Consider the following 15,325-nt stretch of genomic DNA (forward strand, 5'->3'; position numbering starts at 1 on the left):
CGTCTGTCCTCAGTTCAGAAGCCATTGGGCCTTGGCGCCCGCTTCATAGTCTTTGCGGGCCTCGTTCACCTGCCTGCGGTCCGAGACCTCGGGCACCGCCACGTCCCACCAGTGGCCGCCCGCGCCGGTGCCGGGCAGGGGATCGGTGTCGATGACGATAACGGTGGGGATGGTGGCCGCTTTCGCCTTCTGCATCTCGGCTTCCAGTTCGGCGATGCTGGCGACCTTGACCGCGTTCGCGCCCATCGCGCGGGCATGGGCGACGAAGTCGAGGTCGGCCTCGTTGACGTGGTAGCTGTCGCGGAGAAGGTTGTTGAAGGGCGCGCCGCCGGTGGCCGCTTGCAGGCGGTTGATGCAGCCGTAGCCCCGGTTGTCGGTCAGGACCACGGTGAAGGGAATGGCCATCATCACGGCGGTCGCCAGTTCGGAGTTCGCCATCATGTAGCTGCCGTCGCCGATCATGCAGATCACGTCGCGGTCGGGGAGCGCCATCTTGATGCCCATGGCCCCGGCGATCTCATACCCCATGCAGGAATAGCCGTATTCCATGTGATAGCCGCCCTGTGCCGCGCGCCACAGGACATGCAGCGCGCCGGGCATGGTGCCTGCGGCGCACATGATCAGGCTTTGCTTGCCCGCGTTCCGGTCCACCGCGCCGATCACCTGCGCGTCGGTGGGAAGGTCGTTGCCCTTCGGGGCGGCGAAGAGGGTGTCGGTGGTCTGGAACCACTTGGTCCGGGCGGAGAAGTCGGGGTCGGCGAAGCGGTGTTTCCCAAGGTCGGCGCTGATCTTCTCCAGCGCGACCCTGGCGTCCGAGACCAGTGGCTGTGCGGCGCGCTTCGCGGCATCGTAGCCGTGGATGTTGATCGACAGGAGCTTGCGGCCGGGCGCGCTGAACACGGTCCAGCTGCCGGTGGTGAAATCCTGGAAGCGGGTGCCGACGCCGATCACCAGGTCGGCTTTTGCGGCCAGGTCGTTGCCGCAGCCGGTGCCGGTGACGCCGGGCGAGCCGAAGTGGAGCGGTTCCTCCCAGTCCACCGCGCCTTTCCCGGCCTGGGTCTCGACGAGGGGGATGTTGTGGGCTTTGGCGAAGTTCAGCAGCGTCTGTTCCGCGCCGGAGTAGAGGACACCGCCGCCCGCCACGATCAGCGGGGTCTTGGCGGCTTTGATCGCCGCGACGGCGGCCTCCAGCTCGCGCTGGTCGGGCTCGGGGCGGCGGATGTGCCAGATGCGCGGTTCGAAGAAGTCCGCCGGATAGTCATAGGCTTCGGCCTGCGTGTCCTGGCAGAAGGCCAGGCAGACCGGGCCGCAGTTGGCCGGGTCGGTCATGACGCGAAGGGCGCGGGGCAGGGCGGTCAGGATATGCTCCGGGCGGCTGATGCGGTCGAAATAGCGGACGACGGGGCGGAAGCAGTCGTTGGCCGAGACGGTTGCGTCGTCGAAATCCTCGATCTGCTGCAGCACCGGGTCGGGCGCGCGGTTGGCGAAGACATCGCCGGGGATCAGCAGGACCGGCAGGCGGTTCACATGTGCCAGCGCGGCGGCCGTCACCATGTTGGTCGCCCCCGGCCCGATGGAGGAGGTCACGGCCATCGCCTTGCGGCGCTGGTTGGCCTTGGCATAGGCGATGGCGGCATGGGCCATGGTCTGTTCGTTCTGGCCGCGCCAGGTGGGCAGCACGTCGCGGTGGGCGTGCAGCGCCTCACCCAGTCCCGCCACGTTGCCATGGCCGAAGATCGCCCAGACGCCCTCGATGAAACGGGAGCCGTCCTCGGCCTGTTGCACGGAAAGCCAGCGGACAAGAGCCTGTGCGGCGGTGAGGCGGATGGTGGTCATTTCTGCGCTCCTTCCCGCGCCTTGTCCCAGAGGGCGGCAAGGCGGGCGTAACGGTCGGACATCAGGGCGACGGCCTCGGTGTCGGTCATCTCGCCCTTCAGCCAGGCACGGGCGGCGTCGCCGAAGATCGTGCGGCCGATGGCGAAACCCTTCACCAGCGGCTGCTTCGCCGCCAGCGCCAGCGAGGCCGAGAGGTCTTCTTCGCTGGCATCGAGGCCGAGGACGACCACGCCACGGACATGCGGGTCGTTCGCGGTGATGGCGGCGCAGGCGTTTTCCCAGGCGGCGTCGGTCGTGAAGGGCTCCAGCTTCCACCAGTCGGGATACACGCCGAGGTCATAGAAGCGCTGGATCACCTGGGCGCTGGTGGTGTCGGTGACGGGGGCGACCTTGGAGGGGATGATCTCCAGCAGCATTTCCAGCCGGTTGCGGCGGCAGGCGTGGAAGAGGCGTAGGATGGTATCTTCCTGCTGCGCCTTCGTCGCCGCGTCGTCGTCGGGGTGGTAGAAGCAGAGCACCTTGACCACATGCTCCAAGGGCCATTCGGAGAGGCCGCCGAAATCGGGGCCGATCTCGGGCTCCAGCGTCAAGGGGCGCGAGCCGGGCCATTCGACGGGGCGGCCGATCCACAAGCCGGTGCCCGCCGCCTGGAACAGCGCATCGCGGCCAAGGCGGCTGTCGCAGAGCACGCCATAGCCGGGCCTGCCATCGGCGACCTTCAGCGCGGCCTCCAGGCACAGTTCCTTGAACGCGCCGATCTTCGCGGGGGTGGCGCCTTCCATGGCCTCAAGCTGCATCCGGTGGTCGAAGGCGAAGACCCGCATGGTCGACCAGTTCCTGTGGCGGTTGGTCGCCCAATGGACCTGTTCCAGCGCCTGGTCCTTGCGGAGCGCCTTCTGCACGACGCCGCGCTTGAGGAAGAACTGCAACTCCTCCCAGGACGGATAGGCCGGGGTGCAGCCGTGGCGGCTGACGGCAAAGGCGCCGCAGGCGTTGGCGTATTTCAGCGCCACCGGCCAGGGTTCGCCATCGAGCCAGCCCTTGATCAGGCCGGACATGAAGCCATCGCCCGCGCCGAGGACGTTGAAGACTTCGATCGGGAAGCCGGGGCCGGTTTCGCCGTCGTCGAGGCTGTCGGGGATCGCACCGGTGAAGGCGACGGCACCCATCGGGCCGCGCTTGCAGACGAGGGTGGCCTTCGACACGGCCCGCACGGCGCGGAGGGCGGCGATGGTGTCGGTGGTGCCGCCGGCGATGTGGAACTCTTCCTCGGTGCCGACGATCAGGTCGAAAAGATGCAGCGTCGATTGCAGCTTGGCGGTGACGGCGGCGGATTCGATGAAACGGTTTTCGCCGTCGCCATGGCCGGAGAGACCCCAGAGGTTCGGGCGGTAGTCGATATCCAGCGCCGTTTGCAGCCCGTGCTTGCGGGCGAGGGTGAGGGCCTTCAGGACGGCGGCCTCGGTCTTGCTGTTCGAGAGATGGGTGCCGGTGGCGACGACCGACCGCGCCTCGGTGATGAAGCTCTCGTCGATGTCATCCTCGCACAGCGCCATGTCGGCGCAGTTTTCGCGGTAGAAGATCAACGGGAACTGCTTGTCGTCGCGGATGCCCAGCAGGACCAGCGCCGTCAGGCGTTCCGGGTCGGTCTTGACGCCGCGGACGTCGACGCCTTCCTTCGCCAGCTCTTCCCGGATGAAGCGGCCCATGTGTTCGTCGCCGACCCGGGTGATCAGCGCCGATTTCAGCCCCAGCCGGGCGGTCCCGGCGGCCATGTTGGTGGGCGAGCCGCCGATGTATTTCTGGAAGGACCCCATATCCTCCAGCCGCCCGCCGATCTGCGCGCCGTACAGATCGACAGAGGAGCGGCCGATGGTGATCACGTCGAGGGGGCGGGACTGGGACATGCACATGCTCCGTTGGGCCGAGTCGGGCCTGATATTTGGAATGAATATTCCATTTGATCGAGTCGGGGAAGAGTTAAGTTTCCCGCCGCGCCGCCACTGCCACGGCCAGCGACAGCGCCAGCGCGATCACCGCCGAGAGCGAGCGGAAGGCGCCGAAGTCGATCTCGGTCACTGTCAGGATCGTGTCGGCCACCCCGGACAGACCGCTGGCGGGCGGATCGGTCAGCGCGACGACCGGCAGGCCCCGGTCGCGGGCGAAGGCGGCCAGGGCCAGGGTTTCCTCGGAATAGGGCGAGAAGGTGATGGCCAGAAGCGCGTCGCCCGGCTGCAGGGCAGAGCGGTGGCCCAGCCCCGCGACCCCGTCATGCAGCACTGCCGGAACCCCCAGCTTGTCGAAGACATAGGCCAGGTAGCTTGCCACCGGGAAGGAGCGGCGGAAGCCCGCAAGGTGGATGGTCCGCGCCCGCGAAAGGGTTTCAACGGCCTGATTCAACGCGGTTTCGTTCAGGTCGCGCGCAAGCGCTTCCATCGACTGGCGCCCCGCTTCGACGAATTCGGCCACCAGCGCGGCGGGCTGCCCGGCCCCCCCGGCCTTGAGATTGGCCAGCCGCGTCGCATAATCGGGCGCCGCGCGGGACAGCGCGGAACGGAACAGGCGCTGCATCTCGGCAAAGCCTGTGAACCCCATGATCTGGCAGAACCGCATCACCGCCGAGGGCGGCACCCCGGCCCCCTGCGCCACCTGGGCGACCGTCGAGAGCGCGATGGAATCGAGATGCCGGGCGAGGTAGTCGGCGCATTGCTGCAACCGGCGCGGCAACTGGCCGTTCAAGAGCAGGAGACGCTCACGGAACGCATCGACCGTTTCCGGCGGTTCGCGTGGGACGCTGGACGGGTCTCCCTTGGGCATCGCGGGGGCCTTGTGCTTGAGCGGGGCCAGCATAGCATGCGGAACGAATGTTCCAAGCACTCATTCGGCGGGACAAATCAGCGCGGTTCGCGGGCCCGCAGGGGAACCAGCCCCTCGGGGGTGAAATGGTCGGGGAAGCACAGCGCGGCGCAGGTGCGGACCGTGGTCAGCGCCTCGTCGGGACTGTAGGGCGCGGTCATTGTCATCAGGTCCAGCCAGGTGCCCTCGATCGTGACGCGGATCACCCGGGCCACATGCCGCGCGTCGCGGCCATAGCCGCCCGCGTCGCTCAGCCGCTGGCAGATGGCTTCCAGCTGGAGGTTGTAGGCATCGTCCTTCTCACCGCAGGCCTGCTGGTAGAGCGGCCGAGACTGCGCCTCGCCCCAGAAGCTGCACCAGGCCGCCAGCCGGCCGGGCGTGCAGATCGCCGGGTTGAAATCGGCCTCGATCAGCGCGTTCAACTGCTCGGCCGGGTCATCGCCCGCCTGAGCCAGCGCGGCCTGCCAGTTCTGGCGGTATTCCTCGGCCAGGAAGTTCAGCGTCTCGGCAAGAAGCTTTTCCTTGGTCTCGAAATGGAAGAGCACCAGCCCGTGCGACAGGCCTGCGGCGCGGGCGACATCGGTCAGCGTGGTGCGGGAATAGCCGCGGGTCGCCAGCGTATCGATGGTCGAGGCGATGAGCTGGGCACGACGCGCCTCGCGGCTCATCGTGCGCGGGGCTCGCGCGGGTGGCTTGTGCAGCGGTTCGGCCAAACGGTCCCCCTTGTTTCGCGGCGCATCTGATACCGACAGCGGCGCGGAAGACAACGGGAAAAGGGGAAGGCCCCGCACCGGGGAATGCGGGGCCTTCGACAGACTGAGGCAGCCGGGGGGGAAGTTATTGCTGCTTCAGCTTGTTGTATTCTTCAAGGCCGGTCGCCACGATGTCATACCATTCGCCGGATTCCCGCATCTCGGTGATGCCGCGGTTCAGCATGGCGATGTAGACCCGGCCGCGCGGATTGCTCTTCGCGGTCAGGAAATGGTAGGTGATGAAGGTCGCCAGCGCCGGGTTCACCGCGATCTTGTCGACGGCCCCCAGTTCGGTGAAGTTCGCGGTCGTCGTCTCTGCCTCGATGGAGTAGACGTCTACCTTGCCGTCGAGCAGCATCTGCGCGCAATCGAGCGGGTTCTTCGGCTGGACGAATTCCACCATCGGCGGGACCAGTCCCTGCACTTCCAGGTCGCTGACCGGCCAAGCCTCGGGCCGGCAGATCTTGGCGCCGCTGTAATCCTCGAACTTGCGGGCGTTGGCGTATTTGCTGTCGGCCAGCGTGTTGAAGCTGTAGGCGGTCTCGTAGATCGGCAGCGAGAAGTCGAACTCGGTGCACATCCGGGCCGCGAATTCGCCCAGCATGTCGAGCTTCGAGCAATCCGGCGCTTCCCAGGCGATGGAGACGTCATAGGCGCCCGAGGGCAGAAGCGTGTCGATATGCGACATCCAGTCGTCGACATAGGCGATGGTATAGCCCCGGTCGTTGCCGCCGCGCTGCATCGCGGTGGTGGCCATGCGGACAAAGATGCCGCCGCCGCTCAGCGATTCATCGGTGAAGGGCATCCAGTTGTCCGAGGTCACGAACTTGAGCGGAGGCTCATATACGTTCGACTTCTTCTTGGTGGATTCCTGCTTCTGGGTCTCGGCTTCGATGACCGCGCTCAGTTCCTGGTCGGGGGAGAGGCGCCCGTCCTGGCAGGGCAGGATCAGCTGCAGACCGGCCGGCAGGCTGTTCGGGCTGGCGGCCAGCGCATCGCGGTTCGCGTTGAAGATGTTCTGATAGTCGAAGGTGCCATAGGCGGTCTGGGCGATGGAGCCCAGCGTGTCGCCGTCCTTGACCGTATAGGTGGTGCAGGCTTCCTGGGCTGCGGCCAGGACTGGCAGCGAAACCATCGCGGCCGTCAGCGCGGCGAGCCTGTGCCCGTGTGATGCGATTCTCATAGGCGCAATTCCTTCTGAAGGCCGGGGGTTGCTAAACCAGCAGATACGAAACAATGACACCGATGCTGCACGATATGATTGTATAGATGGCACGAATAAGGCGATCCGGTGATCAATCGGTGCTGATCCGCTTTCGCTTGTGAAAGTGACCCAGCTGCCCGATCCCGGTTCCGGAGGTGACAAAAACAGGTGGCCCCAAGCCGTGTAGCCACGGGAATCCGGGCAATCCGACCGCCAGAGGTGCGCGCGGGGCACGGGCGACCGGCCTGTCTTGGCCCGAAGTTCTGTTTCCGTTTCCGCAACGCCTGGCCCTAGGGGTTATTGCTATTCTGGGCCAGCGCGGTCGAGACGATGTCATACCATTCGCCGGTTTCGTACATCTCGATCAGCCCGGCATCCAGTTGGCCGATCATGTCCACCGCGCGCTGGTTCGACTTGTGCGCGATGACATGCAGGCTGAGGAGCGTCGTCAGATGCGGGTTCTGCTCGACCTTCGAGGTCAGCCCCAGCTTGGCCAGCGCGGCATCGCCCACCTCGGCGTCCATCGAGACCAGGTCGACTTCGCCGGCGGCAAGCGCGCGGAAGCAGTCGGTCGCCTCGGCGGGCCGGATCAGGGTGATGGTTCCCGCCGTCAGCCCCGCCGCGTCAAGTACGCCGGTGGTATAGCCCTCGGGGCGACAGATGCGCTTGCCCTCGAAACCCGCGTATTTCGTCACGGAACCCAGGCCGCTGTCGCGCAGGGCGAAGAAGCCGTCGACGATCTCGTAGAACGGGCCGGAGAAGACGAAGTCGTTGCAGCGGGTCTGGTCGCCGGGCGACAGCGTCTCGGGCGCCTCGCAGTTCGGACGGATCCAGGGGAAGCTGAGGTCATAGGCGCCCGAGGGCAGAAGCGCGTCGATATGCGCCTCCCAGTCGTTGATGAAGGTCAGCTTGTAGGGGATGGAGGGATCGGCGCGGAAGACCGCCATCTCGACCAGCTGGGTCATCATGCCCCCGCCGGGCAGCGTCTCGTCGGCGAAGGGGGCATATCCGTTGCCGGTGACGAAGCCGATGGGCTTCGGGGCGGGCGTGGCGGCGGGTTCAGGGGTGGCGGCGACGGGCGTCACCGTCTCGGCGGCCGGGTCGGGGGCGGCAACGGCGGCGGTGGCGGTGGAGGTCGATTTCGGGTCGCAGGGAAGGACCAGTTCGGACCCGACCCCGATGATGTCGGCCTTGGTGCCGATCACGGCGACGTTGGCGTCATAGATCACCCGATAGAGGTCTGCGTCGCCATAGGCCGCGCGGGCGATGAAGCGCAGGTTGTCGCCCGGCTGGACCTTGTAGGTCGTGCAGGCCTCCTGCGCGAAGGCCGCCGGTCCCGCCAGCAGGGCCGCCGTGCAGCCGATTGTGAAGCTCCGCGCCAATGCCATCGTCTTCCTGCTCCTTGGTCCGGGCCGGACCTCTGTGACGCCCGTCCGCCAGGTCTTGCGGCCGGGTCGGTTGTCCGTCCTGCAGGCCTTTCAGCCTGCGGTTCCTTCCAGGCGATCCACCGCGCGTGCCAGAGCCGCGATCAGCGGGTCGAGCGGGCGCGCGGGGGGCGGCGCTTCGCCACCGGCAGGGGCAGCGGTCCGCGCGCCACGCGCGGTCTCTGCTGTGTCCTTCAGGGCCGACTGCCACGCCGCCATGGTCACTGGCCCTCGTCCAGGGTCAGCTGCATCTGCGCCTCGCCCACCTTGTTGTCGCGGATGATGGAAAAGCCCGTGGCCGTCACGCCCGCAGCGACCAGGTTGGCGATGATGCTTTCCAGCGACTGCGGACCGTCGAGCAGCGCTGTCGTGGTCTTGTCGCGGAAGAGCAGGTCGCCTTCCCGAAGCGTGGTGACGGCAGGATCGCCGACGCCGCTGACGACGGTCTTCCATGCCCCGTCCACCACCATGCTGCGGGTGTGGACGCCGTTCGACAGGCTGACCAGGCGCACCGCGCCCACCGTGAGCAGGCCGGACTTCGGCTGGCGCGAGGCGTCGGAATATTCGACGATGACGCGGGCCTTGCCGTCGGGATCGACTGCCATCGCGTTCATCACCGCCAAGGTCAGCGAGCCTGCCGACTGGATCGGCGTTCCGTTCACCGCATGGATGCTGACACCGGGGGCCAGCCAGTCGCCTGCAACCTGCACGTCGACGCCGGGCGCGATGCGGGTCACGACCGCGATCCGCTTGCCGTCCAGCATCCGGTCGTCCGAGGCGAAAGGAATCTCCGCGTCCCAGGCGGCGAAGGCGATCTGGTTGGGCGAGGGCTTGCCCGCGGGCGCGGCGGCAAGCTCGGCGGCAGGTTCGGGCGCGGCTGCGGCCACGGCTTCCGGCTCGGGCGGGGCGGCGGCCGCCGCGGCTTCGGCTGCGGTGTCGGCAGGGTCCGGCGTCTCGGGGACTGCAGCCACCGCTTCGGGCTGGGGTTCGACGGCGGCTTCTGCAGGCGGTTCGACGGTGGTCGCCGCCGCTGCGGGGGCGCTGTCAGGGGCGGTCGTGGCCGGTTCGGGCAGAGCGGCTTCCGTTTCGGCGGCGGCGGTCTCGACCGGTTTGGTCTCGACGGCCGCGGGTTCGGACGGTGCTGCTGCTGACCCCGCTGCCACGGCGGCAGCGGTCTCGGTCGGCGCGGGCGCTTTCGGCCCGATCAGCAGGAAGCCACCCCCGACGACGACCAGCGCCACCGCGACACCCGCCACCAGCTGGACCGGGCTCTTGCCGCGGGCGGCAGGCGCGGGCGCCGGGTCGGGGACGCGCGAGGCGGCCTTGGCCAGCGGCGGCGGCTCCAGGGATGCGGCCGGGGCAGGGGTGGCCTCGCCCCGGAAGCTGGTTACCAGATTGTGCACGGCGGCATCCACGCCCTCGGGCGCAGCAAGCGTCGTCGGCCGGGCCCGGAACATCGCCAGCCAGTCCTTTGCCGATTGCAGGCGCTGCTTCGGCAGCGTGTTCATCGCCATGTCGAGCGCTTCGAGATAGCCCGGGGGGTATCCGGGGAAGCGCCCCGTCAGCGGCAGATAGGGGTCGGTCCGGTCTTCCGCCAGCGCGGCAAGCCGGGCCTGGCCGTTCACCGGCGCCTCGCCCGAGATGACATGATACAGCGTCGCGGCCAGCGCGTAGAGATCGCTCCACGGGCCCTGTTCCGACCCGGCGATGTAGAATTCCTGCGGCGAATAGCCATCCTTCACCACCCGCAGCGCCGACATTGCCCGCGTGGTCTTTGACGCATGTTCCCGCGCGGCGCCGAAGTCGATCAGGATCGGCTCGCCCGCCTTGTCGATCAACACGTTGTCGGGCGAAATGTCGCGATGCAGCATGTCGTGGTCGTGGATGAAGCCGACCGCCGCGAGCAGCTTCTCGGTGATCCGGACGATGTGGTCGGGGGTCAGCGGCGTGCCCTCGCCGTCGATGATCTGCTGCAGGTCCAGCCCGTCGATAAAGTCGATCGCCATATAGGCGGTGCCGTTGTCCTCGAACACCTGATGGACGGCGACGATGTTCGGATGGACGATCTTCGCCAGGCTCCGCGCCTCGCGCACGAAAAGCTGGATGATCGAGCGCAGCTCGGCGGTATGCGCGCGCGAGCGGGCGGCGACCACGATCTTCGAGCGGCGGCAGACCGAGGAGGGGAAGCATTCCTTGATGACCACATCGCGGTCGAGGCTGTCCTTGGCAAGATAGGTGATGCCGAAGCCGCCGCTGTTGATGTAGCGGGTGATGGTATACTGGCCCTTGAGCAGCTTTGCGCCGGGCTGCAACTCGTCGATCAGGTCGTCGACCTCATCGACTGCGGGTTCCACCGCCTTCTGCTGAGCCATGTCCTTCGCCCTTCCCGTAATGGTGCATCATCGGGACGGTTTCCGGTCGAGGCGGACGGTCTTTGTGACGGTCCGTTCGACGCGCAGGAACAATCGTCCACACAGGCGCACCAATCCATTCATCCCGTGATGGTTGTGGAACGGGGCGAAAATGGGGCGCTCAAGAGGAGATTTGAAGGATGGGCCTGCTCAACCCTTGCGGGAAACGGGGGCCGATGGGGCATTCCGGGGCTCTGAGGCGGAGCGTCCCGAAAGCCGCTGTTTCGTATCTGGAATGAATCGGCGCGCAGGACGGGGCGCGGGGCAGCGGCCTAGTCCAGCCGCCGCCTTACGCTGTCCGGCCGCCCCGCCAGCGCCAGCCGCGCATCGTTGCGCTGCCGTTCGGCCACGACCTTCCCCTTGGCCACCACCGCCAGCCGGTCGGGCCGGAGCCGCAGCGCCTCGACCGGGTTGCCCGCATCCAGCACCACCAGGCTGGCGGTGCAGCCCGGTCTCAGCCCGTAGCCGGGCAGGTTCATGATCTGCGCATTGGTCTCCGTGACCATGGTGAAACAGCGCGCCATTTCCGCCGGATGGGTCATCTGCGCGACGTGCAGGCCCATGAAGGCCACGTCCAGCATGTCCGCCGTGCCCAGCGAATACCAGGGATCGAGCACGCAGTCCTGCCCCCAGCCGACGGCAACGCCCATCGCCTGCATCTCCTTCACCCGTGTCAGCCCGCGCCGCTTGGGATAGCTGTCATGGCGGCCCTGCAGGGTGATGTTGATCAGCGGGTTGGGGATGGCGGTCATTCCGCTTTCGGCGATCAGCGGCAGAAGCTTCGACACATAATAGTTGTCCATCGAATGCATCGAGGTCAGGTGGCTGCCCGCCGCCCGGCCCCCAAGCCCGTGCCGCGTCACCTCGCGCGCCATGGTCTCGACATGGCGGGACATCGGATCGTCGGTCTCGTCGCAATGGACGTCCCACATCAGCCCGCGTTCCGCCGCGATGCGCCCGAGGTCGCGCAAGCTTTCCGCGCCTTCCTCCATCGTCCGCTCGAAATGCGGGATGCCGCCCACCACATCGACGCCCATCTCCAGCGCGCGCAGCACGTTCTCGCGCCCCGTCCGGGTGCGGTAAAGGCCGTCCTGCGGGAAGGCGACCAGTTGCAGGTCGAGATAGGGCGCGACCCGCCGCTTCACCTCCAGCATCGCCTCCACCCCGCGCAGGTGGTCGGGAGTGGTGTCGACATGGGTGCGGATCGCCAGCAGGCCCATGCTGACCGCCCAGTCGCAATAGCGGACGGCGCGGTCCACCATCTCCTCCACCGTGGCGATCTCGCGCAGCTCTCCCCAGAGGGCGATGCCTTCCAGCAGCGTTCCGCTGGCGTTCACCCGGGGCAGGCCGTAGCTGAGCGTCGCGTCCATGTGGAAATGCGGGTCGACGAAGGGGGGGCTGACCAGATCGCCGGTCGCGTCGATGACCCGCCCGGCCTCTCCCTCCAGCCGGCCCACCGCCGCGATCCGGTCGCCCTGGATGCCGATGTCGGCCACCGTGCCATCGGGCAGGGTGCCGCCCTTGACCAGAAGATCGAACATTCAGCGTTCCCCCTTGTTGTAGGGCAGCATCAGCGCCGCCGGCACCTCGGCCCGGCGCGACATCAGGATCAGCGCGAGGATCGACAGGATGAAAGGCAGCGCAAGGAAAAGCTGATAGGGCAGGGCGGCCCCCAGCGGCGTCTGCTGCAGCCGGATCTGCAAGGCATCGAAGGCGGCGAAGAGGATCGCCCCCAGCACCGCCTTCCCCGGCTTCCAGGCTCCGAAGACCACCAGCGCGATGCAGATCCAGCCGCGGCCGTTGACCATCTCGAAGAAGAAGCTGGAGAAGGCCGAAAGCGTCAGGAAGGCACCCCCCACCGCCATCAGGCCCGAGCCGACGATCACCGCCCCCATGCGCAGGCCGGTGACCGATAGCCCCTGCGCCTCGACCGCCGCCGGGTTCTCGCCCACCGCCCGCACCGCAAGGCCCAGCGGCGTGCGGTAAAGGATGAAGGCCACCACCCCCGCCACGGCGAAGGCCGCCCAGGTCAGCGCGGTCTGCGACAGGGCATCGCCCAGCCAGGGCAGGTCGGCGAGGCCCGGCACCTTCACCGGCTGGAACGGCACGATCTTCGGCGGGCTGGTGACTTCCGGCAGCATCAGCCGATAGGCGAAGGAGGCGCTGGAAGTCGCCAGCAGCGTCACCCCCAACCCCACCACATGCTGCGACAGGCCGAAGGGGACCGTCAGCGTGGAATGCAGAAGTCCGAACAGCATCCCCGCCGCCATCGCCACCGCGACCCCGCCCCAGAGCGGCATCCCCTGATAGACTGCCATCCAGCCCGCGAAGGCGCCGATGACCATGATCCCCTCGATCCCGAGGTTCAGCACCCCGGCGCGTTCGCAGATGAGTTCCCCCATCGTCGCCAGGATCAGGGGCGAGGCGATGCGGATCACCGCCGCCCAGAAGCTGGCCGAAATCAGGATGTCGATGACCGCGCTCATCCCCGCACCACCCTGACCTGCGTCAGCAGGATCGCCAGAACCATGAACAGAAGCGCCGTCGCCATCAGCATGTCGGCGATATAGGTCGGAACCCCCGCCGCCCGGCTCATCGCGTCGGAGCCGACGAAGATCCCCGCCACGAAGATCGCCGTCAGGATCACGCCCAGGGGATGCAGCAGCGCCAGCATGGCCACGATGATCCCGGTATAGCCGAAGCCCGGCGACAGGTCGGAGGACAGGTGCCCCTTCAGCCCCGCGACCTCGGACCAGCCCGCCAGCGCGGCAAGGCCGCCGGACAGAAGCGCCGTCTTCACCAGCACCGCATTGACCGGCATCCCGGCGAAGCGCGCCGCTTCCGGGTTCTGCCCCACGGCGCGGATCTCGAAGCCCAGCGCGGTCCGCGTCTGGATCACCCAGACCAGGACGGCGGCGATGATCGCCAGCGCGAAGCCCCAGTGCAGGCGCAGCCCGTCGACGATGCGGGGCAGGCGGGCCTCGGCGATCAGCGGGGTCGACTTCGGCCAGCCCATGCCCATCGGGTCCTTCATCGGGCCTTCCAGCAGGTAGCTGACGAACAGGAGCATGATGAAATTGAGCAGGAGCGTGGTGACAACCTCATCCACCCCGAGCCGCGTCTTGAGGAGCACCGGCCCCAGAAGCAGCGCCGCCCCGGCCAGCATCGCGGCCAGGGCGGACACCGGCAGGACCCACGGGCTCCCCAAAACCCCGGTTCCCAGCACGACCGCAAGGATCGCACCGGCATACAACTGCGCTTCGGCCCCGATGTTCCAGAGTTTCGCCCGGAAGGCGACGGCGACGGCGAGGCCGGTGAAGATGAGGGGTGTCGCGCGGTTCAACGTCTCCAGCACCGCGAGCTTCGACCCCAGCGCGCCCTTGGCGATCTGGCCCAGCACGGCAAGGGGGTTGGCCCCGGCGACCAGCGCCAGAGCCATCGCGACGGCCATCGTCGCCACCAGCGCCAGCGCGGGCAGGCCCAGGCGCCGCAGTGCCGAGGGGTTGGCGATGGGTTCAAGCCGCATCGGCGCCCTCGAATTTCTGGCCCGCCATCCACAGGCCCAGTTCGGCCGCCGTCATGGTTCCCCGTGCGAAGCCGGGCGAAAGGCGGCCTTGAGACATGACATGAATGACGTCCGACAGGCCCATGATTTCATCCAGGTCCTCGGAGATCAGCAGCACCGCCGCCCCCCGGTCGCGCGCCGCGATCAGCTGGGACTGGACATAGGCGATCGCGCCGACGTCGAGGCCCCGCACCGGCTGGTTGGCAAGGATGATGTCCGGCCCCGGCGCCATGGCCCGCCCCAGGATCAGCTTCTGCATGTTGCCGCCCGACAGAAGCCGGATGCGCGTCGACGGCCCCGGACAGCGCACGTCGTAATCCGCGATGATGGTCTCGGCAAACTCCCGCGCCGCGCGCCAGTTCATCCAGCCCCGGCGCGAGAAGCGGCTGCGGTAGCCCTCCAGCACGGCGTTCTCGGTCAGGTCGAAATCGGCGATGCTGCCCTGATGGTGCCGGTCCTCGGGGATGCGCGCCACCCCCTCGGCCAGCGCAGTGCCGGGAGACCAGCGCCGCACGTCCTTGCCCCGCAGCGCGATGCGCCCCTCGGCCGGTTGCGCCAATCCGCCGACGATCTCGGCCAGCGCCGCCTGTCCGTTGCCCGAAACCCCGGCAAGCCCGGTGATCTGCCCGGCCCGCAGCTCCAGCGAGATCCCCTTCAATCCCGGCGCGGCGCCACGATCCGGTGTCGTCACCCCCATCAGCCGCATCAGCACCGTCCCCGCCGCCCGCGCCTCGGCCCGGGGCAGTGACAGCTCTCCCCCGACCATCAGCGCGGCAAGCGCGCCCTTGTCGGTGGCATGGGTGTCGACCTCGCCCACCACGCGGCCATGGCGCAACACCACGCAACGGTCTGCAATGGCCATCACCTCGTGCAACTTGTGGCTGATGAAGATCACCGACAGCCCCATCGCAGTGGCCTTCCGCAGCGTGGCGAACAGCGCCTCCGATTCCTGCGGCGTCAGGACCGCCGTCGGTTCGTCCAGGATCAGGATGCGCGCATCGCGGTAAAGCGCCTTCAGGATTTCCACCCGCTGCCGCTCGCCCACCGTCAGCCGCCCGACCTTGGCGGCCGGATGCACCGCCAGCCCGAAATCGCGCGACAGCCGCTCCACCTTGGCCCGCGCGCCGCCCTGGCCCCGCGACCACAGCCCCTCGGTCCCGAGGCGGATGTTCTCCAGCACCGTCAGATTGCCCGCCAGGGTGAAATGCTGGTGCACCATCCCCACCCCCGCCGCCAGCGCCGCGCGCGGGTTGCCGGGGGGCAGGGGCTGGCCGAAG

12 protein-coding genes are annotated in these 15,325 nt (G+C 68.0%); all 12 read right to left on the minus strand.

All coding sequences use genetic code 11. The features are described from left to right. Window positions 1–9 precede the first annotated feature (9 nt). Window positions 10–1,836 carry a 3D-(3,5/4)-trihydroxycyclohexane-1,2-dione acylhydrolase (decyclizing) gene (gene iolD, locus V7Q39_RS06570; protein WP_333815758.1) on the minus strand — a complete coding sequence of 609 codons (1,827 nt, stop codon included), beginning with the start codon at window positions 1,834–1,836 and terminating at the stop codon, window positions 10–12. Then, window positions 1,833–3,743 (minus strand): bifunctional 5-dehydro-2-deoxygluconokinase/5-dehydro-2-deoxyphosphogluconate aldolase, encoded by a 1,911-nt coding sequence (locus tag V7Q39_RS06575; RefSeq protein ID WP_333815759.1) that lies wholly within the window; start codon window positions 3,741–3,743, stop codon window positions 1,833–1,835. The genes iolD and V7Q39_RS06575 overlap by 4 nt, the downstream gene beginning before the upstream one ends. Window positions 3,744–3,816: 73 nt before the next feature. Continuing rightward, window positions 3,817–4,686, minus strand: coding sequence for a MurR/RpiR family transcriptional regulator (locus V7Q39_RS06580; RefSeq protein ID WP_333815760.1), 870 nt, complete (start codon window positions 4,684–4,686; stop codon window positions 3,817–3,819). A gap of 44 nt (window positions 4,687–4,730) precedes the next feature. After that, on the minus strand, window positions 4,731–5,360 hold the full coding sequence (locus tag V7Q39_RS06585) for a TetR family transcriptional regulator C-terminal domain-containing protein (RefSeq protein WP_333815761.1): 630 nt from the start codon (window positions 5,358–5,360) through the stop codon (window positions 4,731–4,733). A 169-nt stretch (window positions 5,361–5,529) separates the two neighbouring features. Beyond that, window positions 5,530–6,627, minus strand: coding sequence for a LysM peptidoglycan-binding domain-containing protein (locus V7Q39_RS06590; RefSeq protein ID WP_333815762.1), 1,098 nt, complete (start codon window positions 6,625–6,627; stop codon window positions 5,530–5,532). 311 nt (window positions 6,628–6,938) lie between these two features. After that, the gene (locus V7Q39_RS06595) at window positions 6,939–8,036 is read right to left on the minus strand and encodes a transporter substrate-binding domain-containing protein (RefSeq protein WP_333815763.1); all 1,098 of its coding nucleotides are present in this window, start codon (window positions 8,034–8,036) and stop codon (window positions 6,939–6,941) included. A gap of 90 nt (window positions 8,037–8,126) precedes the next feature. Beyond that, the gene (locus V7Q39_RS06600) at window positions 8,127–8,291 is read right to left on the minus strand and encodes a hypothetical protein (protein ID WP_333815764.1); all 165 of its coding nucleotides are present in this window, start codon (window positions 8,289–8,291) and stop codon (window positions 8,127–8,129) included. Window positions 8,292–8,293: 2 nt separating this feature from the next. Next, a complete protein-coding gene (locus V7Q39_RS06605; protein WP_333815765.1) occupies window positions 8,294–10,444 on the minus strand; it encodes a serine/threonine-protein kinase in 2,151 nt (716 codons plus the stop codon). A gap of 311 nt (window positions 10,445–10,755) precedes the next feature. Next, window positions 10,756–12,024: an amidohydrolase family protein gene (locus V7Q39_RS06610; RefSeq protein WP_333815766.1), complete on the minus strand. Its 1,269-nt coding sequence runs from the start codon at window positions 12,022–12,024 to the stop codon at window positions 10,756–10,758. Then, window positions 12,025–12,969 (minus strand): ABC transporter permease, encoded by a 945-nt coding sequence (locus V7Q39_RS06615; RefSeq protein WP_333815767.1) that lies wholly within the window; start codon window positions 12,967–12,969, stop codon window positions 12,025–12,027. Further along, complete coding sequence (locus V7Q39_RS06620) at window positions 12,966–14,009, minus strand: ABC transporter permease (RefSeq protein WP_333815768.1); 1,044 nt, start codon at window positions 14,007–14,009, stop codon at window positions 12,966–12,968. The genes V7Q39_RS06615 and V7Q39_RS06620 overlap by 4 nt, the downstream gene beginning before the upstream one ends. After that, on the minus strand, window positions 13,999–15,325 hold a 1,327-nt coding region (locus V7Q39_RS06625), incomplete at its 5' end, for an ABC transporter ATP-binding protein (RefSeq protein WP_333815769.1). The genes V7Q39_RS06620 and V7Q39_RS06625, both read right to left, overlap by 11 nt.

Source organism: Tabrizicola sp. (genome assembly GCF_036781545.1).
Lineage (GTDB): Bacteria > Pseudomonadota > Alphaproteobacteria > Rhodobacterales > Rhodobacteraceae > Tabrizicola.

What these genes read in the sequence shown, in the direction of transcription:
- iolD (WP_333815758.1), bottom strand. Translation starts at nt 1,836, where the DNA reads ATGACCACCATCCGCCTCACCGCCGCACAGGCTCTTGTCCGCTGGCTT.
- V7Q39_RS06575 (WP_333815759.1), bottom strand. Translation starts at nt 3,743, where the DNA reads ATGTCCCAGTCCCGCCCCCTCGACGTGATCACCATCGGCCGCTCCTCT.
- V7Q39_RS06580 (WP_333815760.1), bottom strand. Translation starts at nt 4,686, where the DNA reads ATGCTGGCCCCGCTCAAGCACAAGGCCCCCGCGATGCCCAAGGGAGAC.
- V7Q39_RS06585 (WP_333815761.1), bottom strand. Translation starts at nt 5,360, where the DNA reads ATGAGCCGCGAGGCGCGTCGTGCCCAGCTCATCGCCTCGACCATCGAT.
- V7Q39_RS06590 (WP_333815762.1), bottom strand. Translation starts at nt 6,627, where the DNA reads ATGAGAATCGCATCACACGGGCACAGGCTCGCCGCGCTGACGGCCGCG.
- V7Q39_RS06595 (WP_333815763.1), bottom strand. Translation starts at nt 8,036, where the DNA reads ATGGCATTGGCGCGGAGCTTCACAATCGGCTGCACGGCGGCCCTGCTG.
- V7Q39_RS06600 (WP_333815764.1), bottom strand. Translation starts at nt 8,291, where the DNA reads ATGGCGGCGTGGCAGTCGGCCCTGAAGGACACAGCAGAGACCGCGCGT.
- V7Q39_RS06605 (WP_333815765.1), bottom strand. Translation starts at nt 10,444, where the DNA reads ATGGCTCAGCAGAAGGCGGTGGAACCCGCAGTCGATGAGGTCGACGAC.
- V7Q39_RS06610 (WP_333815766.1), bottom strand. Translation starts at nt 12,024, where the DNA reads ATGTTCGATCTTCTGGTCAAGGGCGGCACCCTGCCCGATGGCACGGTG.
- V7Q39_RS06615 (WP_333815767.1), bottom strand. Translation starts at nt 12,969, where the DNA reads ATGAGCGCGGTCATCGACATCCTGATTTCGGCCAGCTTCTGGGCGGCG.
- V7Q39_RS06620 (WP_333815768.1), bottom strand. Translation starts at nt 14,009, where the DNA reads ATGCGGCTTGAACCCATCGCCAACCCCTCGGCACTGCGGCGCCTGGGC.